The sequence below is a fragment of the Paenibacillus sp. FSL H7-0357 genome (genome assembly GCF_000758525.1).
Classification (GTDB): Bacteria; Bacillota; Bacilli; order Paenibacillales; family Paenibacillaceae; genus Paenibacillus_AQ.
Map to the genome: position 1 here is coordinate 5551585 of NZ_CP009241.1, position 20457 is coordinate 5572041.

Here is a 20457-nt window from a genome sequence, read left to right on the forward strand (position 1 = left end):
ACCCTATTTCCATTCCAAATCCATGCAAAGGGAGCGTCATTATGTTTTTAAACGATGATTTTCTATTAACAACCGACACCGCACGGCTTCTGTTCCATCAACATGCCAAAGCTATGCCCATTATTGATTACCATTGCCATCTCGATCCAAAAGAGATTTATGAAGACCGTGCATTCAGCAACCTGACCGAGGCCTGGCTCTACGGAGATCATTACAAATGGCGGCTGATGCGTGCCAACGGGGTTCCGGAATCGCATATTACCGGAGATGCCTCGGATTATGACAAGTTTCTGGCCTGGGCCCGGACCGTACCGCAAGCCGTAGGCAACCCGCTGTACAGCTGGACTCACCTGGAGCTGCGCCGTTTTTTCGGTATCCATGAGCTGCTCAACGAAACGTCTGCTCCGGCCATCTGGGAAGAAGTCAACCGCAAGCTGGCGGAACCGGCCTTCTCGCGCCGTGGACTGATTCGCAGCTCCAGAGTCAAGACCATCTGCACTACCGATGATCCGGCTGATACGCTGGAGTACCACCGGCTGTTAAAAGATTCAGAGACAGCCTTCAAGGTATTCCCTACCTTCCGTCCCGACAAGGCGCTGAACATTGACGCCGAAGGATTCCCGGCCTGGATCAAGCGGCTGGAAGAAGCATCCGGTTTAAGCGTGGTGTCGTATGCTTCGCTGCTGGACGCACTGAGAAACCGCGTGGAATTCTTCCATGAGAACGGCTGCCGCCTGTCCGACCATGCGCTGGATGTGCTGCGCTACCGTGCAGGGGAGCCTGCTGATGCCGAAGCCATCTTCGCCAAGCGGCTGGAGGGCGGAATCCTCTCGCCGGAGGAAGTCACACTCTACCGCACGGAGCTGCTGTCGGCTCTAATCGGGTTCTATCACGATAAAGGCTGGACGATGCAGCTGCATCTGCACGCCTTCCGCAACAACAATACACCAATGTTCCGGAAGCTGGGACCGGATACCGGTTATGACGGCCTGAATGACCTGCCGCTGACCGAAGCGTTGTCTAAGCTGCTCGACCGCGCAGAATGCGGGACCGGCCTGCCGAAGACGATTCTTTATTCGCTGAATCCGGGCGATTATCCCGCCCTGCTGGCCTTGATGGGCTGCTATCAAAAGGACACACCGGGCAAACTCCAGCTTGGCTCCGGCTGGTGGTACAACGACACCCGCAGCGGAATGCGCGAGCAGCTGACACTGCTTGCGGACAACAGCCTGCTGGGCAATTTTGTCGGCATGCTGACAGATTCCCGCAGCTTCCTCTCCTACACCCGCCACGAATATTTCCGCCGTGTGCTGTGCGGGCTGATCGGTGAACTGGCCGCGCGCGGTGAAGCGCCGGATGACGAAGTGCTGCTGGGTCAACTGGTGGAGAATATCGCGTATAACAACGCCGCCGGATTCTTCGGTTTTCCAGCCGGAGAATAAAGAAAGCAGGAGCGATCTGCTCTGCAAGAGCTGGCGCAAAAACATTAATATGTAATGAAGGAGAATACTTCATGCCGACACTATATATCGCCGGTGACTCCACCGCAGCGCAGAAAGGTGCCGATCAGAAGCCGATGACCGGCTGGGGAGAATATCTTCAGGGCTATTTCGGCCCGGAAATCACCGTGGACAACCGCGCAATTAACGGACGGAGCACCAAATCATATCTCGAGCAAGGACGGCTCGCGGATATTGAACAGGATTTCCAGCCCGGTGATTATCTGCTGATTCAGTTTGGCCACAATGACGAGAAGCAGGAGGATCCGGCCCGCTATACCGATCCCGGCAAGGACTACCGCCTCAATCTGATCACGTTTATTGATTCGGCCCGCAGCCGCGGCGGTTTCCCTGTCCTGCTGACCTCTGTCAGCCGCCGCCGCTTCACTCCGCAGGGCGATCCCGATCCGCTGGCGGTGGGAGCTTACCCGCAGGCGATGCGTGAAGTGGCGGAGCTTACCGGCACACCGCTGCTTGATCTCTTCGCTTCTTCCCAGCAGCTCTACCGGAAGCTCGGTATCGAGGGGTCCAGGCATTTATTTATGCATCTGCCCAAGAGCAGGCATCCCAATTATCCGGAAGGGATTACGGATGATACCCATTTCTCTAATGAAGGGGCTAAACAAGTGGCAGAGCTGGTAGCAGAAGCAATCCGCCATTCTGCAGACTTGTCCGCTCTTATTCAACACATGCAACCATTGCAACAGAACCGGATTTAACTAAGAAAAGGGGATGTACCCTATGTCCGCACCGCTTCATTTTGGCATCCGCGCCCATGATTTTGCCCGGCTTCCTTTGCCGGAGCTGATCGCCAAGCTGGATCAATACCGCTTTAAGCATATTCAGTTTGCGGTACGCAAATCTTTTCCCGAAAGCGTCCCCTCTCTGGCGGCATTAAGCCCGGGAACGGCGGCATACTTTGGCGAAGCGTTCCGGCAAGCCGGGGTCCGGATTGCCGTTCTCGGCTGCTATGTGAATATCATTGATCCCGATCCCGGCAAAAGAGCGCAGGCGCTAAATGATTTCAGCACCCATCTACGCCTGGCACGTGATTTCGGAGCCAGCCTGGTAGGTACAGAAACAGGCAGCGTAGGCAAGGGCTATACAACGGATAACTTTACGGAGGAAGCCTTCCAGGAGGTAGTCGTTTCGGTCAAGGCCATGGTGGCGGAAGCGGAACGTTTCGGCGTAACGGTAGGCATTGAGGCAGGCCAGAATCATCCCCTGCACTCTGCGAAGCTGACGAGGCGGCTGCTGGATCTGATTCCCTCCAATAATCTGCAGATCATTCTGGACTGCGCGAACCTGATGTCGCCCGATAATTACCGGCAGCAGGAAGCGGTCATTACCGAAGCACTTGAGCTGCTTGGGGACAGAATCGCGGTGATCCATCTGAAGGATTTCACGGTCCAAGACGGCCAAATCATCATTGTTCCTGTCGGTCAGGGGCATCTGCAGTTTGCCCCCATTCTACATTATATGAAATACAAGCGCCCGCACATTCAGGGTCTCCTGGAGAGCACCTCCGAACCGCATCTGCGGGAAAGTGTAGATTTCCTGCAGCGGTTATACAGCGAAGTCTAGCGAAACGCTGCATTTCAAACACATTTCAGGACCGATTCACCGTATCTATTATGCCGGATGATTCCAGAACATGCACTCTGAAATCATCCGGTGCTGCAGTTGAATGCCCGGGCTCTCTGGAGTTCCGGGCATTTTTATGTAACGACGCACGGCTCGATTTTAACCAATGCTGCTGTGACTCCCCGTCCCCGCCCCGCTGCGCGTAATCTATAACTCATGAAACTGCCGCTTGTTACTGATGGGGAATCATGGGTACAATTATTAGAAACGCGTTATTATAAAAAGGATAGGTGAAACCAATGCATAATTATGGATTCGCGCGGGTGGCTGCCGCTTCCCCGGAACTGCGGGTGGCTGACTGCGAGTTTAATGCAGCACAAATTATTGAGGTTATCAAGCAGGCGGACGAGGAACAGGTGGAGTACCTGGTGCTGCCCGAGCTTTGCATCACTGGTTATACCTGTGCAGATTTATTCCTGCAGCCCGCGCTGCTGGATGCGGCTCTGAAGAGCCTTCATAGCATTGCCGCCGCAAGTGCCGGACTTCACATGGTAGTCATTGCCGGGCTGCCCATTGCTATTAAGGGACGGCTGTTCAACTGTGCCGCCGTCATCCAGCAGGGAAACATTTTGGGCATTGTGCCCAAAACCTGTATTCCCGGCTACAGTGAGTTCTATGAACCGCGCTGGTTTGCAGGTGCCGAAGAGCTTGAAATCACAGAGCTGCGTCTCGGGGAAATCACCATTCCCATCGGCAATGATCTTATTTTCGCATGTGAAGCGAACAGCAATTTATCCTTTGGCGTTGAAATCTGTGAGGACTTGTGGGTTCCCGTTCCACCGAGTAGTCTGTTAGCCCAAGCCGGCGCTGTGCTGCTGTTTAACCCTTCAGCCAGCAACGAGCTGGTAGGCAAAGCAGACTACCGCCGCCAGCTTGTCTCCAGCCAGTCCGCCTCCTGCGTGGCAGGTTATGTCTACGCCGGCTGCAATGCCGGCGAATCCACAACCGATGTCGTATTCGGCGGCCATTCCCTGATCGCCGAGAATGGTCTGACACTTGCGGAATCGGAGCGTTTTACCCATGAGAGCCGGATCATCATCGCCGATATCGACATCCCGAAAATCCAGTATTCCCGCACGGTCATGGGTACCTTCCGTGCCGGAAAGGGCGGCCGCAATTATCGTGAGGTGCTGTATGCGGAGCCTGCCCCACGTAACAGTGAACGGAAACTCGTTCGTACCGTCGGCGTTAATCCTTTTGTTCCCGGCAATCCGCTTCAGCGCGATGAACGCTGCCGTGAGATCCTCTCCATCCAGACCTCCGGCCTGATGAAAAGAATCCGCCATATCGGCACCAAGCAGGCCGTCATCGGTATTTCCGGCGGCCTGGACAGCACGCTTGCGCTGCTGGTGTCCGTACGGGCCATGGAGCTGCTCGGCCGCCCGGCAAGCGACGTGCTCGCCGTTACGATGCCGGGCTTCGGCACCACGAACCGGACCTACGATAATGCCGTCGGCCTGATCAAAGCGCTTGGAGCTTCACTTAAGGTTGTCGATATCAAGGCTGCCTGTCTGCAGCACTTCGAAGACATCGGCCATGACAAGGATGTTCATGACTTGACCTACGAAAATGTACAAGCCAGGGAACGGACACAAATCCTGATGGATTTGGCCAACAAAAACGGCGGCATCGTCATCGGCACCGGCGACTTGTCCGAGCTGGCGCTTGGATGGTGTACCTATAACGGGGACCATATGTCCATGTACAGCGTCAACTCAGGCATTCCGAAGACACTGATCCAATACGTCGTCGCCTGGTACGCGGATCACGAAGCGGACGAGACGGTGAACAAACTGCTCTACAGCGTTATTGAAACGGGGATCAGCCCGGAGCTGCTGCCGCCTTCGAAGACAGGGGAAATTGTCCAATTGACCGAAAATATACTCGGTCCTTATGTTGTGCATGATTTTTTCCTCTATTATATGCTCCGCACCGGCGCTTCCCCCGGCAAAATCCTGTACCTCGCCCAACATGCCTTCGGCGATGGCTATACCCGGGAACAGCTGGTCGGGTGGCTGAAAGTATTCATCACCCGTTTCTTCACCCAACAGTTCAAACGCTCCTGCCTGCCGGACGGCCCGAAGGTCGGGACCGTCAGTCTTTCACCGCGCGGCGACTGGCGGATGCCAAGCGACGCTTCCGCCGCGCTCTGGCTGCGGGAAGTCGAGGAATTGTAGAGATACAGGCTTATGAACAAAAAGGAGCATCCGCTGCGCTGGCGGATGCTCCTTTTGCTCTATTGTCCGGCGAATGCTTCCTTGATCCGGTTGTATTCTTCCATTGTAATAGCCAGCACTGTGCCGTGCTTGAAACCGTACGGGAAGCTGAAGCTCTCGTCTGAGCGGATAAACCGTCCACTGTCGATTTCATCCGCTATAAAAGGAACGTAGCCCTGACCCTCCCCTTCCACACCAAAAAAGTCCAGCATCAGGCACCATTTGCCGTTGCTCAGCTTAAATGCTGTAGGTGCTTCATAAGCACTGTGGCCCAGCTTGGCCATTTCTTCATCAAAGGCTTCAATTCGGGTGTACTCTCCGGTAAGAGTTCTGCCCTTCTGCAGAATAATCCCCGCCGGGTTGGCCTCGCTCTTTAAGAAGCGGTAATACATGCCGTTCTCTTCATAAATTGCCGAATCGATAATTCCGCTGCCATCCTTCCGGAACAGCATCCGGGGTTCGCTAAAGCTGTCAAAATCCTTGGTACGTGTATTATAGATGGCCTTATCCCCATAATTATTGGAGGCATGCGAAGAAGACCAGTGAATGACATAGTCTTCTCTGGTAATCATTTGACTGGATAAAAGTTTGATGATATATTGATTCACGGTTTATTATTTTAGTATTTAACCATTTACTTCTTAACGATTAGAATCAAAGAAAATTTCACTAGCTTGTTGTCTTGACGGGATAAAAAAATGGTGATATATTGATTCACAGCTTAATAATTTAGTATTTAACTATTTATCACTTAATCATTAAACACTAAATTAACTTGTCCGCGTTTTTCCATACAGCTTTCGGAGGTGAAGTTTTGTCCGATCACAATGATTTTTTTGAAATCTCTACCATGTTCAAAACGTTCCTGAAAGGAATGGCTCAGGGCTGGAATAAACAAGGCTTTGCCCTTAGCCTGACCCAATTCAAGGCTTTGCATTTTCTGTCCAAGGAAGGCCCGATGATGGTATCCCAGCTGGCCGCTGCGCTTAACATGACCCCCGCGGCAATCACAGGTGTTACAGACTCGCTGCTTGCTGAAGGTTACGTCGAGAAGGAACGGGCGGCTGACGATCGACGAGTGGTTAATATTACACTGACGAAGGAAGGAAAAGCTGCAATCGAGGAGGCGCATAATAAACAAAAGGAGATCATGGGCTCCTACTTCAGCATCTTGCCTGATGAGGATATCGCACATTTAAGAAGAATTTTTGGAGTATTAATCTCGGAATTAGACAAAAAATAAAAAAACGGTGGGGAAAAAATCAATGGAACATTTATCTGATAAGCGCAAGCTTACCATTATGATCGCCATTATGGCAGCTATGCTGTTTGCCGCGATCAATCAGACGATTACCAGCACGGCTATGCCGCGCATTATCGCGATACTGGACGGTATGGATTACTATACCTGGACGATCAATATTTACATGCTGACTTCAACAATCGCCACAGTGCTTGTCGGCAAGCTGTCCGACATGTTCGGCCGCAAGCCTTTTCTGCTGGCAGGGATTCTGATATTTATGGTCGGAGCTTTTCTGACCGGTACTTCGGATGATGTGTATCAGTTCATCATTTACCGCGGGATTCAAGGCGTGGGCGCCGGTATTATCCAGTCCACCGCATTCACAGCTGTAGGCGACCTGTTCCCTCCGCGTGAACGCGGCAAATGGATGGGCCTAATGACGGCTGTCTTCGGCTTCTCCAGTGTACTTGGACCGACACTCGGCGGTTATCTTGTTGACCATATGGATTGGCACTGGCTCTTCTGGATCTTCCTGCCGCTCGGCTTTGTTGCTTTTGCGCTGATCCTGGCCCTGTTCCCGAAAGCCAAACGCGGAGAGTCTACAAGCATCGACTATCTCGGCTCACTGTTCCTGACGACGACCATTGTTCCGCTGCTGCTGGCCTTCTCTTGGGCAGGTACGGAATATGACTGGGGTTCATCCCAAATTCTCGGCCTGTTAGCCGGATCCGTTGTTTCGCTGCTTGTCTTTATTTTCACCGAAACCAGAGCGAAGAATCCGATTCTGCCGCTTCATTTATTTAAAAACAGTGTAGTTACAATTTCCAACCTGATCGGGTTCATTATGAACTTCAGCATGATGGGCGCGATGATTTATCTCTCGTTCTTCGTGCAGGGTGTGCTCGGTATCTCCGCTACTTACGCCGGTTATGTCACAATGCCGATGTCGATCGTTATGGTGGTTGCCAGTACCTTTACCGGCCAGATGATCGCCAAAAAAGGAAAATACAAACGTTATGCCTTGATCGGCGTACCGGTTATGATTGCCGGCATGGCGATTATGGTATTCATGAACAATGTGCCAATGGCAGTTCTGAGTATGATCGTATTCGGTCTCGGCCTTGGTCTGGGTATGCCTGTATTCTCGCTGGCTACACAAAATGCAGTTTCCCATACGGAGCTTGGTGCAGTTACCGCTTCGTCGCAGCTGTTCCGTAACCTCGGCGGCACCATCGGTATCGCTGTGATGGGGACTGTTATGTCGAACAATCTTACGAAACATCTCAAGGAAGCCCTGCAGTCTTCCTCAGCAGCGGACTTCTCTCAGCTGGATCCGGCAGTGACCCAGCAGATGACGGCCTTCGCCAATCCGCAGGCGCTGATGAACAAGCCGCTGCTTGAGCAGACACAAGCCAGCCTGCCAGCCGATGCCCAGCCGATCTTTGTTCAGATGATTGACAGCATCCGTGACGCTCTGGGTCAGACATTGTCCACCGTGTTCCTGACAGGGACCATCGTATTGGTTGTCGCCTTTATTCTGGTCTTCTTCCTGAAGGAGCTGCCGCTCCGCACTTCGAACAAGGCTCCTGCCGAAGGGGAAGCGGAAGGCTTGAATCCTTCCAAGCTTACGGTAGAAAAAGCTTAAGTGTAATGGATTAAATCATATTCTAATATTCTAAATAAAGGGCAATCCATGGTCACTATGACCCGGGATTGCCCTTTTAGTGTAATCAGTAAGGATTGTGCCGTCAGAATCCTGTTTTGGGTATCTCTGCAGGAAGTACATTATAGGGTTCAACAAGGCCGGTCCGCACCGGATACATCTGCTCATGGGCCTGCTTCGCTGCTTCTACAAAATGTTCATACGGCCGGTTGCAGACATCCACCACGCCGATCCCGTAATTCTCCCCGTCAAAACGCCCCAGCACCGGCTGATCATTCCACTGAAAATAATGCACCCCGATCAGCTGCGGAATGGCTGCAGCCTGCTCGACATAGTAGCGGTAGGCAGCGCCGCGCTCCTCCCGGGTTGCCACCGCGCGTATGCCGTAAGCCAGCATGCCGCCGTCCGCTGCGCCGAAATGATATTCTCCGATCATGACCGGCTTGCCCAACCGCTCGCTGATATGCATGATCTGTTCCCGGTCAGGAGCGAACTGGTAGCAGTTCAGCGAGAAGACATCAAACCACTCGCAGCCCTCCAGCACATCATCGCTGCCCACCCAGGCATAACGCATGCCCAGATTGAGATGATTCGGGTCCGCCTGCTTGCATAGGCGTGCCGGAATCTCGACATACCGCCGGATCATCATCCGGTTGAATTGTGTGTAGTCCGCTTCCCTTACGGGATGATCCGAGGCTGCCGTATCATGCGGTGTGTACAGCTGTTCAAAGCTGGCGTAGCTGCTGGCCCACGCCTCATTCAGCTGCTCCACAGTCCCGTATTTTTCGCCCAGCCACTGGACGAACCGTTCCTTGCTGGCATAACGGACCGGTGATTTCAGCATCAGCTGCGTCAAATTCAGACTGTCCACGAATGCCCAATGCGGCTCATTGCGCATGAAATAGCCGATCATCCGCCGATCTCCGCGCAGCGGAACCAGCTGCTTCGCGAATCCCTCTGCATTCTGCTCATACTCCCGGCTGAACACGTCGGGGAAATCGCGGAAGATCGTCTGCTCCGTCGCCGGAAAATCAGACAGCGGATACACATAGGGAAGCTCCGAACTCTTGATAAATCCGTCATCGGACCAATTGCCGATCGTATTAAACCCCCACTGTCTCAGCCGGTATTCAGTCAGCTCCGTCCAGGCGGAGCGCCACTGTGACCCGAAGGTTGTGATCAGATTGGCGATCCCGAAGCTGAATTCCTGCCCTGTCTGTGACCAGGCCTCATGATAGCTCCCTTCCCGCTCCGGCAGCTGCGGGATCAAATGCTCCATGCCGGTTGCGCGCATGGGAGAAGCCGGACCGGCACAGTCCATTCCCGTGCTGAACAGGGCATAGCCGTCCGGATCAGCAAACCACCAGTTGCTGCCGTCAAACTCTGTCCGGAAATAGCCGGTCGCCTGAAATGCGAGTCCCTTCCAGCCTCCGTACCGGCCGAGACCGTTCCCGCTGAAATCAGCCGCAGCTGCAAGCTGGCGTTCTAGATGCAGCCTTTCGCTCAACTCCGCCTGATTGGCCGTCTTCCCCTGCCAATCCCTGCCTTTCAGCTGGCCCAGCCCATCAATATAAGGGTGATATTCGTAGGTGAAATCCGGCTCGGCTCCGCTGAGGGACAATCCGCTAATCTCCACACTCCGGCTTGTCGTTGAAGGAATGGTCGCAATGGAGAACTCTGCAATCCGCTTCCGGTCGACCCTTGCATCTCCGCGCAGCACGGTCTGCATCACACCCGGATAACGGTCAAGGAACAGCTTCTCCCCGTTAAGGTGCTTCAGCGGCAAACAGATCACCGTTCTGACGCCCGGCAAAATGCCTGTGTGATAGGTGATCATACGGCTGTCCTGATCACGGAAACTGAATAGCAGCACCAGTACATCATGTGAATCGTGATACACCTCTGCATTCATAAACTCGTATTCCTGCCATACAGAACTGTCCAGACTGCCCGGTAGAAGCTCCATTCCCCCGCCCTCGGGCGTTGTGTTCAACCGGAAGCCGCCGGACAGAGCCGCGGATACTTGTGAATTATGATCAGCTTGAAACCATTCATTGGAGAATGGGATCGTAAGGTTCATAAGTAACCTCTTTTCTCAGAAATAAATGATTCCATAATTATAAGACCAGCCGTCAGCCCGTTATCTTACCGGTATCAGCTGAAACAACTGCCTATCCGGGCCAAGGCGTGGATCATGAGCAGATTCCGGTTCAAGGAACACCCGGCCCGGTCCTTCCCTTGAATCTTTCACTGCCTTAAGCACTTTGCTGTCCCTGGAGCTGATAATCAGCGCCTCTTCTTCCGTCTCTGTTAGCAGCCAGCTTGATTTATCAAGGTTGTCCGGTGCAGGCTCCAGTGTCAAGGCACCGGAAGTTCCGGAGCATAATGTGAACTCCCCGTTCATGAGCTTTACAATCCCGTCATCGCTGTACTCCACGGCCCATTGCTGTTGCTTATCGTTATAAGCAAGCTTGCGGACTTCCACACTCAGCGCTTGGCCTTGTTCTCCAAGCTCACCCGCCGCGGCAAGATAAAGTTCTGTGCCTACACTCTTCAGCCGGAACAGCCCGCTGCCGGAGCTGCATTCCGCCTTCATTCTTCCCGAACCGAGATCTATAGTCAGCCGGTCTCCCCACGTAAGCTGCATCTCTCTTTCAGACGGGAACTCAAGCGGTAGAAACACATAGGACGAGGCGTAGTAATCCGCAGGGTCCCAGCGGTCACCAACATATAAATAAGAGGTCTGACCCTGTGCGGTATCCGTTACTGGAACGATAAATGCAGGCTGAGTGTCGTAGGTCGTAATGTCGCCAAGCGGCATCAGGGGCGACCAGCGGCCGGTCAGCTGCCCGGCCCAGGCATACGCGCCCTGGTTGGGCAGCCAGCCGGTACAAGCTGACGAGATCAGAAAGTAGATGCCTCCCCGCTTCATCAACGCAGGAGCTTCGCGCGCCTGCCCCGGCCACAATGTCTTCACCTGCTCCTCTATACTGAGATAATCCGGTGACAGCCGGTACATGATAAGGTCTGCATTCTCCCTGGCCGCAGCCAGGAAATAGGCCGTACCATCGTCATCCTGAAACAGAGTGCAGTCCCGGGACATGTTGCCTACCGGATTAAAGCTGCCGCGAAAGACGTAATCTCCGTCGATTGTCCCGCAATCGGCAATCGCACACCGCGCGTCGGAATAGTCGCACCCGTTCTCCCAATGCATCCACATGACGTATCTGCCGGTAAGAGCATTGTAAAGCACCTTCGGCCGCTCGATGACAGCCCCTTTTCCGTACCCGCGGTTCTGTGCTTCCCCGGGTTCCAGCTCCAGGGAAGTGCGGTGATAAATCGGCCGTACCGGAGAATCCAGCGTCAGTACATCATTCCGCCATTCCCAGTCCGCCAGGTTCGCGGAGCGGTAGCAGCTCACTTTACGCCGTCCTGTGCGGTTTTCTCCGAACCAGTAATAGAATCCATCCTCGAAGAGCATATGTCCGCCATGTGCATGTACGGGATTTCCATTTGAGTCCATCAGCGGAACACCGTTTTGGATGACAGCCGTGTTTAAGATATTTTCCATCATTGGCTCATTTCAGGCCCATATTGGACATTACATCGACTTTGCTGGCATTAGTGTACCAATCGTTCACTTCTTCTGTAATTTGCGTGCCGCCTTTGTCATGCCATTGCTTAACAAAGGTGTCGTAAGCTTCAAGCGGTTCTTTGCTGTAAATGATCTTTGTGAAGGTTTCCTTCTCCATGGTGTTCAGCTGTTCCCACGAAGTTTGCATCGTTTTGGTCGGCGGTCCGTTAAAGGCATTGGGAAGCAGCACATCTCTGTTCTCATAAGAAATAACATATCCGTCTTTGGCGGTAGGATCATTGGCTGCCGATCTCATCAGAACCCCATTATCCGGCTTCGCACCTTGCGCAAGATCATAGAACGATTTGCCCGGGCCATCAACGTTTGGTGTATTCTTAGTAAAGGACATCTTACCTACGCCTTGTGCAGCATCCATGGGCGTGTTGAATTTCTTGGAATCAAAGACAACTTCGCCGTTTACGGTATCATAATCATAACCTTCGGCATATCCGTACTTGAAGTCACCCGTGCCAAATGCCGCATCGTACAGCTTGTCGTAGTACAGGAAGAAAGCTTCCATATTGTTAAAATCCTTATTGAACATGAATACTCCGTCATTCTGTTGACCGGATTGATAGGTCTTATCTCCGCTGACACCGCTGATAGTGGGATAAGCACTGATTTTGGCACCTTGAACGTTGGTTTCAACATCCTTTACACTGCCATATAGCCAAGGACGGCCAATGATAATGCCTGCTTTGCCTTCGGTAAAGTCAGCCAGTGCATCCCATGCGCCCTGTGTAGCTAATTCCTTGTTCAGATACCCTTTCGAATACCAGTCGCGGAGTTTGGCAAGCGCATCCTTAGTTCCTTCGGCAACTGACCCGTAAGTGAGCTTGCCGTCCTCGCTATACCATTGGCCCGGAAGATGCTTGCCGGTATAGGCACTGAAGATCATCACGGAGTCACTGACCCAGCCTGTGTTGTAGGAATCCTTACCGGAGAAATCAAATCCGTAGGTATCCTGTTTGCCATTGCCGTCGGGATCATCATTCGTAAAGGCAGCAATCACTTTTTCAAACTCATCGATAGTTGTCGGTGCCTTTAAGTTCAGCTTATCCAGCCAGTCCTGACGGATGAGCATCACTTGGCCTTCCGTCAAATTGGGGGCAATCGGCATGCCGTACACCTTGCCGTCCTGTATGACCGGATTGAAGGCCGTCGGGTATTCCTTATAAATCTCTTTCAGCCGCTCAGGCATATATTTGCTGATGTCCTCTGTAATATCTTTGACCAGCCCGGACTGAATCAGGTCATTCTCTAGCGAGGTGTCATAGACAGGCAGAACATCCGGGAGTTTCTCGGAGCCGGTGAGCGCGAGCCGCAGCTTGGTGTTATATTGGGTCGCATCGCCGCCCAGCAGTGTGGTCTCGATCTGGATGCCGAGATGCTCTTTACCCCAGCGGGTCAGGACATTGTCATTCAGGCTTTCGCCGTTGATGTATTTGCCGGCATTTTCATCCTGCTGCTTCGCAATGCTGATCGTAATCGGAGGATCATATTTCCCGTCCTTAAGCGTTGCTTCCGCAGCGGAGCTTGATCCCTTGTTATCCGAGCCGCAGCCGGCGAGCAATCCAGTCATCAGTAAAGCGGCGGAGAGTAAAACACCTGTTTTTTTCATTGAGTAGGCTCCTTTATAGTGGGTTATTCTTTGACTGCACCTAACACGATGCCTTTCACAAAATACTTTTGCAGGAAGGGATAGACCAGAATGATCGGCAGAGTGCTGATAAAAATCTGGGCCGCCTTGATGCTTTGCTCCGACATCGCTGCCGCTTCCGATTGGCTGAGCGCCATACTCTGGGCAGAGCCTTGGACGACGACCGTCTGCAGGAACGAAGCCAGCGGGTAGTTCTCAGTATTCGACATATACAGGATGCCGTCAAACCAGGCGTTCCAGTGCCCGACCATGATGAACAATCCCACAGTGGCCAAGCCGGGAAGCGACAGCGGCAGGTAGATTTTGCGGAAAATCACGAAGAACGAAGCTCCGTCAATAAACGCCGCTTCTTCCAGCGCCTTCGGAATGGTCTTGAAGAAATTCATGATCAGAATCAAATTGTAAGCGCCAAAGGCACCCGGAAGCACCAAGGACCAGATCGTATCTTTTAATCCAAGCTTCGTGACCAGGATATAGGACGGAATTAGCCCCCCGGAGAACAGCATGGTGAAGATGAAAACCCACATCAAGGCATTGCGTCCGCGGAAATCTTTGGATAAGGCATAACCCGCAGTCGTAATAATAAACATGCTGATTAAGGTTCCCAGTACGGTTCTGAACACGGATACCTGCATGGAACCGGTGAAGTTGGAGTTTTTAAAGGTTTTGACATAAGCGTCCGCATTGAAATCCACCGGCCAAAAAGAGACCAGATTACCATTTATCGCTGCTTTGCTGCTAAGAGATTGCGCGAGCAGATGGAGCATAGGCAAGAAGCATGATAATGCAATCAGAATCAGAAATATATAATTGAAGAACGAAAAGATCTTATATCCCTTGGACTTATGATACACTCTCCATGCTCCTTTCTAGAATATCTTGTAGTTGGCAACCTTATAGGCAATCCGGTATGAAACGACGATCAATATAAAACTGATGCCAGATTTGAACAACCCGACGGCAGTACCGAACCCGTATTGTCCATTCAATAAGGAAGACCGGTACACGTACGTATCGATAATATCTCCTGTGCTATAGACAAGCGGATTGTACAGGTTGAAGATTTGGTCAAAGCCCGCATCGAGGATATTCCCCAGGCTCAGCGTAGCAATGACGATGATCATCGGCATCATGCTCGGCAAAGTAACATGCCTGATTTGCTGCCAGCGTGAAGCGCCGTCGATCTCAGCAGCCTCGTAATAGGAAGGGTCGATCCCGGTGATGACCGCCAGGTAGACAATCATGCCGAAGCCGAAATTTTTCCACAGGTCACTGATAATAACCGTCGGCCTGAACAGGACCGGATCACCCAGGAAGAAAATCGGTTTCGATCCAAACAGATTGGACAGAAAGTGGTTAATGCCGCCGTCCAGTCCCAGAATATCAATCATAATTCCGGCAACGGTTACCCATGATAAGAAATGGGGCAAATACACCAAGGTCTGGATACTCTTCTTGACTCCCATATTTCTGATTTCACTTAAAAGGATTGCCATGAAGATCGGAACGATAATGCCGACAATAATTTTGATTACAGCAATGATGAGCGTGTTGGTAATGGCCTGTGTCGCTTCTTTATACTGGAAGATTCTCGCGAAGTTGTCCCAGCCGATCCACGTTGAGCCGGTAAGTCCCAGCCAGGGCTTGTAATCCTGAAAAGCCATCACCAGGCCGACCATCGGTCCGTACGCAAAGATAAGAACGAATACGAGTGCCGGGATACAGAGCACATACAGCGGCCAGTTTTTCCTGATCTCCTTATTCCAGGGATTTTTGCTGCTTTTTTTCCTGTCATCTGTCTTTAACGTCCCCACTTGGGTATTTATAACCTGAGCTATTTGTGTTACCCCCTTTTATCATGCCAAGAAGTTTTTCTTTCAGGTTTAATGTTAGCAAAAGCGCTTTCATCCTAAAATGTCTTAATCTAAAGATCATAACCAATCCCTAAACATGTTTGATAAGCGCTTTCATTTTGCGGCTGGATTATCTTTTTCTTTTGAATTTAATGAATTATGATAGATTTATACAGAATGATACGAATCCGGCAACCGCCAGTTTTGGGGAACGAGGAAGAGAATATGATTAAAAAAGTGAATATGAAACGGTTCATCTACTTTTTCGTTTTTTTTCTGCTGCTTACGCTGGGACTGTTTTTTATCATGAATACGTTGGGTTCAAGAACGATTCAGGAAAGTCTGATCAACTCCTCCAAAAATCAGCTGGCTTATGCGGAGAGCATTATGGATGGCGTCATCTCCGAGGCAAGCATGTACGGTATCCAGTATACCGCCGACAATGATGTGCGGTTCTATCAGAGCCGGAAACAGGAGTTAAGCAATTATGATGCACAGATGAATAAGAATGAAATCTCGGACCGGTTATCGGATCAGCTCTTTTCGAGTCTCGCGGTGGAATCTATCGGGATTTACTGGAAGCCGGATGGCACCTTTATTCAGACCGGCCATGATTCGCTGGCCAAGCTTCCCTTCGAACAGGTCACTGAGCGCGGCTGGCAGACCTATAATAACAGCCTGTATTATTTTTCAGTCTACCCCTACATCCATCAGCCCAAAAACCCGGCAAATATTCAATACATCGTGGGGGTGAAGCTCAAGAAGGAATATCTGGTCAGCCTGCTGGGCAAAGCGGTTAACGGCGACAGCTCCAATGCTTTTTTCCTTGTGAACGACAACCTGGTGATCAGCGGCAAACCTGTAGACAGCCGTATCGAGCAAAAAGCCAAGGAGACGATTACACCGGATACGCAGAGAATCCTGAAATTTGACTATCATACCGGCGAGGACGACTATTATGTATTGTCTAAATATATCGAGCCTATTGACACATATCTTGTGACATATACACGGATGAGTGATTTTTTGAATCCGCTGGACCGGAATCAGCAGGTATTCGTAGGCAGTATCCTGGTCATTCTGATTATTGGGCTGATCGTCATTCTGATGTTCTACCGTAATTTCTACCGGAATGTTCATTTGCTGGGCAAGAAATTTTATCAGGTGGAGCAAGGGAATTACAGCACACGGATCAGCGAGAATCCCGTTAATGAATTTTTTAATCTGTTCAAAAGCTTTAACCACATGGTGCTCAAAACCCAGAATCTGTTTGCGTCCCTGAAGATTGAAACAGAGCTGCGGAGAGATGCCGAGGTGAAGCAGCTGCAGGCGCAGATCAATCCGCATTTTCTGTATAACAGCCTGTTCTTCATTATGTCGATGGCGAAGACGTCTCCGGAGGCTGTCATGCAGATGAGCAAACATCTGGCTGAATATTACCGCTATCTGACGAAGCTGGATCGCCATGACGCCACTCTGGCCTCTGAGCTGCAGCTTGCGGATCATTTTTTATCCATCATGTCCCTATGCAAAGAGATTCATTATGAAATCAACCTGCCCCCGGAGCTGGGAGAACATCGTATTATGCCGCTCATTATCCAGCCGATCGTAGAGAACGCCATCCAGCATGGTATTGAGGAACGGCAAGGCGCCCATCGTGTATCCATAGAAATAAAAGCTCTTGATGACGGTGCACTGATCATAATTGCGGATGACGGCAAGGGGCTTACGCCGGAGCAAATCGTTCTGCTGGCCGCCAGGGTCGAAAGCGAATCCCCTCCGCCAGGCTCCAGAGGAATCGGTCTGTGGAATATACATCAGCGTCTTAAAAATGCTTACGGCGAATTAAGCGGCCTGCGTTTCTTCACCAATGACTGGGGCGGCTTGTCCGTGATGGCCTACATTGATTTCTCGCTGGATGAAGGAGGAGAACATGCGATTACTGATTGTGGATGACGGACATTACATTGTTGAATACTTAAAACATCTGCTGGATTGGAAGAAATTCGGCATACACCAGATTGTGACCTCAACCAATTCGGTTGAAGCCAAGCAACTATTGAATCAGAATCAGATTGATATTCTGATTACGGATATCCGCATGCCCGAGGTGTCCGGCATTGATTTGCTGGAGCATATTAATGAGAACATGCTTAAGACCAAAGTGGTTTTTCTCTCGGGCTACTCCCAATTTGATTATGCGCAGAAAGCGATCCGGCTGGGTGCTCTGGATTATTTGCTGAAGCCCGTAGATAAAGAGGATATGGAGAAAGCGATGAAGCAAGTGCTCAAAAGCATTGATGAGCAGCAGCAGAAGCCCCAGATTAAGTGGGAGAAATTTGACGGACTGGGTTATCTGCTGTCCGTTATTGGCGGCCCCTCCCCCGCAGGCACTGATTTCAGCGCTTATGACACCGTGCTGCTGAAGGAGACCTTTTGCTTCTTTCAGGTTCCAGATGCAGGGGGAGCAGATGAAATCACCTTAAGAGACAACAGCCGGGAGCTGGATCAATTAATTTGGACGACAGGCCCGGGGCTGGCAGGATTAATCCTGGAATCCGACGCTCAGAAGCTCGCGCACAGCATCAGCAATATTTCCTTTTCAGAGAAATTTGAATTTACCCGGAAGAATGCCGTCCGGCATATCTTCTGCCAGTTTTACTACCAGGAGGAAGTTCACGCGGGTGACTGTACCCTGTTGCAGGACTGTACTGCTCATCCTAAGTGGGAGCCGGGAGAATGGGAGCTGACCAGAAAGAACATTCTCAAGACCTTCGCCCAGCTTGGGTCCAGAAAGCAGAAAATCTTATATCTGCTCGACTTTATTCAGCGGGTGTATTTCACTGCCAGTCGGCTGCAGCAGGTTGAGGTCGCAGGTTGGATCTTCAGTCAACTGGCAGAACCGGACACTGCACTTGAGTCCATTCTGCTCTGCATCACACAACTCGAGCGAAGCGCAAAATTGTCTAACAGCCATATTGTCCAAACCATACAATCTCATATTGCCGGTCATATCGGCGATGGTTTGAGCCTGGACGATCTGGGTAAAATTGTTCATCTTCATCCTGTCTATCTGTCCAAAGTGTATAAGCAGGAGACCGGTGAGAATCTATCAAACTTCATTGCAGCCAAACGATTGGAAAAAGCCTCCCAGCTATTGATAGAGTCCAATTTGCATGTGATCGATATTTCTCATATGGTCGGTTACAAGAAGCCGCAGTATTTCATCAAGCTGTTCAAGGATCAGTATGGAATCACACCTTATCAATACCGCAGACAACAGATTCAATAATAAACAGGGCGATCCCCATCCTCTCACTTAGAGGATGGGGATCGCCCTGTCTTTAGATCACTTAACGGGAAAGCACGATGCTCTTCCTTACTTCTGCAGCTCCAGATCCTTCTGTTTCAGCAGATCTGTGTATTCCGATTTATACTGCTCCAGCTTAAGCTTCAATTCAGCATTATTGGCATCTGTCTTCAGCAGGCTGCTGGTGACCAGAATGTTATCGACAACAGTATCAATTTTTTCGTCAATTTGCTTGATTTTATTTTTGGTGACCGCCGGCAAAGGGTCAGGTGTTGTGGTCGGCCGCGGTCCCAGGACGGCATTGGTATTTTTATCATTGGCCAATGCGCCCGCTCCGCTATCTTTCTCATCCAGATTAATATTCTTGCCAGATATCGAAACCTTATAGCCAGCCAGTTCTCCGATGGCGCGCACCGGGGCGTAGCTTTTTCCATCAATGATTATGGCCGGATCTACCAGCTTCTTGCCGTACACGTTGATTGTATATTCCGCTTGGATTTTCTTTCCTACCAGACTAGAGGTAGCCCCAAGTGCCTGCGCACTAACCATCAGTATTGCCCCGGCAAGAAATCCGGCAGCAATCTTTTTCATAAGAAATTCACTCCCCGTTAAATAATGTACTACTATCTTAGCATTTTACAGCTCCTGATAGAAATGGTTGGCCGACAATTTTCGCATTCTGCTGCGGCCGCAAAGAAAAAAGGCGTATTTCCACAAGGAAAATACACCTTAGAAGCGGTAGATTCTACGTTTTATGATTTGCTGTACATATTCTGATCCTGCAGCCGGATCAGCACCTTGCCGAAACGTCCGCCCTGCTGAACCGTTACCTTCTTCTCTTGATACTTGCTGCGTATATAATCCGTAACAATATTCCGGGAAACTTCGTGGGCAGGCAGATGATGCATCTTCAACAGTTGCAAGACCTCTTCAATTGCCGCCTCTACGGAGAGTTCGGTGCTTTTCATTTCTCGTGTCACAATGGACTCATAGGCATAGCCTTTCAAGTAAAGCAGATGGTTCAAATACGCCATATCTGAGGAATCCGGGTGCATCTCCCTCCCGGTCAGCAGCGGCATCACCTCATGAATAAGACTGTGCTGTCTGCTCCCAGCTGAAGTACTGATATAACAATATTGACGGGCACAGCTCAGCACTCTCTCCACGCTATCCCAGTCAATGATCACCGGACACATGGAGACGAATACCAGATCAAACCCTTTCTCCCAGCCCATTGCAGCTATGTCGAGGTCCTCGAATGCTTCCCGCACTAAGGTTATCTTTTCTTTTCCGGAGCTGACACGGGCTGTATTGGCCTCAAATAAATCAGCCAGCGGTACGTTGGGCTCAACAGCGGTAACCTTGGCCCCGCGCTCGGCAAAGGGTACGCTGAAGCCCCCTGAAGCCGCACCGATATCCAGTACGCTGAGTCCGGAAAAATCCACTCCCTGCCCTTCCATCCAGCCGATAATCCGCTCGCTTCTGCGTCTTCCGCCTTCACTGAATACCTCTTCATCAAACACCTTGGCCTTATGATCAAACCCATGCGTGGGATCAATGCCAGCACGCTTCATCTGGTTGGCCGTGGATGAGGGGTCCTCCTTCCACGCCTGCTCCCACAATTGAATATCAAATAAATCTGTTGCCATCTTTGCTCATCCCTTTCTTGAATATCATTTAGCCTGCATTTAATAGACTTAACAGACTTATTATATCTATAATTTAATTGCAAAAA

At 51.0% G+C, this 20457-nt stretch carries 16 protein-coding genes; 8 read left to right on the plus strand and 8 right to left on the minus strand.

Annotated elements, in window-relative coordinates; all coding sequences use genetic code 11:
• The first annotated feature begins 41 nt into the window (after positions 1-41).
• The 4 genes from uxaC (at position 42) to H70357_RS24600 (ending at position 5320) form a co-directional block, all read left to right on the plus strand.
• Positions 42-1442 (plus strand): glucuronate isomerase, encoded by a 1401-nt coding sequence (gene uxaC / locus H70357_RS24585; RefSeq protein WP_038595072.1) that lies wholly within the window; start codon positions 42-44, stop codon positions 1440-1442.
• Positions 1443-1513: 71 nt separating this feature from the next.
• Positions 1514-2218, plus strand: coding sequence for a rhamnogalacturonan acetylesterase (locus tag H70357_RS24590; protein WP_038595074.1), 705 nt, complete (start codon positions 1514-1516; stop codon positions 2216-2218).
• A gap of 22 nt (positions 2219-2240) precedes the next feature.
• Positions 2241-3083 (plus strand): sugar phosphate isomerase/epimerase family protein, encoded by an 843-nt coding sequence (locus tag H70357_RS24595; protein ID WP_038595076.1) that lies wholly within the window; start codon positions 2241-2243, stop codon positions 3081-3083.
• A gap of 299 nt (positions 3084-3382) precedes the next feature.
• Entirely contained in the window at positions 3383-5320 is a 1938-nt protein-coding gene (locus H70357_RS24600) for an NAD(+) synthase (protein ID WP_038595078.1), read from the plus strand.
• 59 nt (positions 5321-5379) lie between these two features.
• Here H70357_RS24600 and H70357_RS24605 read toward each other — a convergent pair whose 3' ends face one another.
• Positions 5380-5967 (minus strand): glycoside hydrolase family protein, encoded by a 588-nt coding sequence (locus H70357_RS24605; RefSeq protein WP_231578312.1) that lies wholly within the window; start codon positions 5965-5967, stop codon positions 5380-5382.
• Positions 5968-6173: 206 nt separating this feature from the next.
• Between H70357_RS24605 and H70357_RS24610 the strand changes: the two genes are divergently transcribed.
• Together H70357_RS24610 and H70357_RS24615 are read left to right on the plus strand one after the other, a co-directional pair.
• Positions 6174-6602 (plus strand): MarR family winged helix-turn-helix transcriptional regulator, encoded by a 429-nt coding sequence (locus H70357_RS24610; RefSeq protein WP_038595081.1) that lies wholly within the window; start codon positions 6174-6176, stop codon positions 6600-6602.
• A gap of 22 nt (positions 6603-6624) precedes the next feature.
• The gene (locus tag H70357_RS24615; RefSeq protein ID WP_038595083.1) at positions 6625-8247 is read left to right on the plus strand and encodes an MDR family MFS transporter; all 1623 of its coding nucleotides are present in this window, start codon (positions 6625-6627) and stop codon (positions 8245-8247) included.
• Positions 8248-8350: 103 nt separating this feature from the next.
• On the opposite strand, the gene H70357_RS24620 is transcribed toward H70357_RS24615, so the two are convergent.
• The 5 genes from H70357_RS24620 to H70357_RS24640 are packed head-to-tail and all read right to left on the minus strand — an operon-like array spanning position 8351 to position 15373.
• Positions 8351-10345 (minus strand): beta-galactosidase, encoded by a 1995-nt coding sequence (locus H70357_RS24620; protein WP_038595085.1) that lies wholly within the window; start codon positions 10343-10345, stop codon positions 8351-8353.
• A gap of 60 nt (positions 10346-10405) precedes the next feature.
• Positions 10406-11788 carry a family 43 glycosylhydrolase gene (locus H70357_RS34520; RefSeq protein ID WP_197073614.1) on the minus strand — a complete coding sequence of 461 codons (1383 nt, stop codon included), beginning with the start codon at positions 11786-11788 and terminating at the stop codon, positions 10406-10408.
• Positions 11789-11843: 55 nt separating this feature from the next.
• A complete protein-coding gene (locus H70357_RS24630; protein WP_038595087.1) occupies positions 11844-13520 on the minus strand; it encodes a type 2 periplasmic-binding domain-containing protein in 1677 nt (558 codons plus the stop codon).
• 23 nt (positions 13521-13543) lie between these two features.
• Complete coding sequence (locus tag H70357_RS24635) at positions 13544-14413, minus strand: carbohydrate ABC transporter permease (protein WP_038595090.1); 870 nt, start codon at positions 14411-14413, stop codon at positions 13544-13546.
• 15 nt (positions 14414-14428) lie between these two features.
• The gene (locus H70357_RS24640) at positions 14429-15373 is read right to left on the minus strand and encodes an ABC transporter permease (RefSeq protein WP_052092230.1); all 945 of its coding nucleotides are present in this window, start codon (positions 15371-15373) and stop codon (positions 14429-14431) included.
• A 264-nt stretch (positions 15374-15637) separates the two neighbouring features.
• Here H70357_RS24640 and H70357_RS24645 point away from each other — a divergent pair, with 264 nt between their 5' ends.
• Both H70357_RS24645 and H70357_RS34525 read left to right on the plus strand, forming a co-directional pair.
• Positions 15638-17368, plus strand: coding sequence for a sensor histidine kinase (locus tag H70357_RS24645; protein ID WP_038595092.1), 1731 nt, complete (start codon positions 15638-15640; stop codon positions 17366-17368).
• A complete protein-coding gene (locus tag H70357_RS34525) occupies positions 17346-18704 on the plus strand; it encodes a response regulator transcription factor (RefSeq protein WP_052092231.1) in 1359 nt (452 codons plus the stop codon). Before H70357_RS24645 ends, H70357_RS34525 begins: the two co-directional genes overlap by 23 nt.
• A gap of 87 nt (positions 18705-18791) precedes the next feature.
• Here the strand turns inward: H70357_RS34525 and H70357_RS24655 are convergent, their stop codons facing one another.
• Both H70357_RS24655 and H70357_RS24660 read right to left on the minus strand, forming a co-directional pair.
• On the minus strand, positions 18792-19313 hold the full coding sequence (locus H70357_RS24655) for a hypothetical protein (protein ID WP_038595093.1): 522 nt from the start codon (positions 19311-19313) through the stop codon (positions 18792-18794).
• Between the two features lie 161 nt (positions 19314-19474).
• On the minus strand, positions 19475-20371 hold the full coding sequence (locus H70357_RS24660; protein ID WP_038595095.1) for a class I SAM-dependent methyltransferase: 897 nt from the start codon (positions 20369-20371) through the stop codon (positions 19475-19477).
• Positions 20372-20457 lie beyond the last annotated feature (86 nt).

Bases quoted from the DNA above. Each gene is read 5' to 3' on its own strand.
- uxaC (WP_038595072.1), top strand. From the start codon at position 42: ATGTTTTTAAACGATGATTTTCTATTAACAACCGACACCGCACGGCTT.
- H70357_RS24590 (WP_038595074.1), top strand. From the start codon at position 1,514: ATGCCGACACTATATATCGCCGGTGACTCCACCGCAGCGCAGAAAGGT.
- H70357_RS24595 (WP_038595076.1), top strand. From the start codon at position 2,241: ATGTCCGCACCGCTTCATTTTGGCATCCGCGCCCATGATTTTGCCCGG.
- H70357_RS24600 (WP_038595078.1), top strand. From the start codon at position 3,383: ATGCATAATTATGGATTCGCGCGGGTGGCTGCCGCTTCCCCGGAACTG.
- H70357_RS24615 (WP_038595083.1), top strand. From the start codon at position 6,625: ATGGAACATTTATCTGATAAGCGCAAGCTTACCATTATGATCGCCATT.
- H70357_RS24620 (WP_038595085.1), bottom strand. From the start codon at position 10,345: ATGAACCTTACGATCCCATTCTCCAATGAATGGTTTCAAGCTGATCAT.
- H70357_RS34520 (WP_197073614.1), bottom strand. From the start codon at position 11,788: ATGGACTCAAATGGAAATCCCGTACATGCACATGGCGGACATATGCTC.
- H70357_RS24630 (WP_038595087.1), bottom strand. From the start codon at position 13,520: ATGAAAAAAACAGGTGTTTTACTCTCCGCCGCTTTACTGATGACTGGA.
- H70357_RS24645 (WP_038595092.1), top strand. From the start codon at position 15,638: ATGATTAAAAAAGTGAATATGAAACGGTTCATCTACTTTTTCGTTTTT.
- H70357_RS34525 (WP_052092231.1), top strand. From the start codon at position 17,346: ATGCGATTACTGATTGTGGATGACGGACATTACATTGTTGAATACTTA.
- H70357_RS24655 (WP_038595093.1), bottom strand. From the start codon at position 19,313: ATGAAAAAGATTGCTGCCGGATTTCTTGCCGGGGCAATACTGATGGTT.
- H70357_RS24660 (WP_038595095.1), bottom strand. From the start codon at position 20,371: ATGGCAACAGATTTATTTGATATTCAATTGTGGGAGCAGGCGTGGAAG.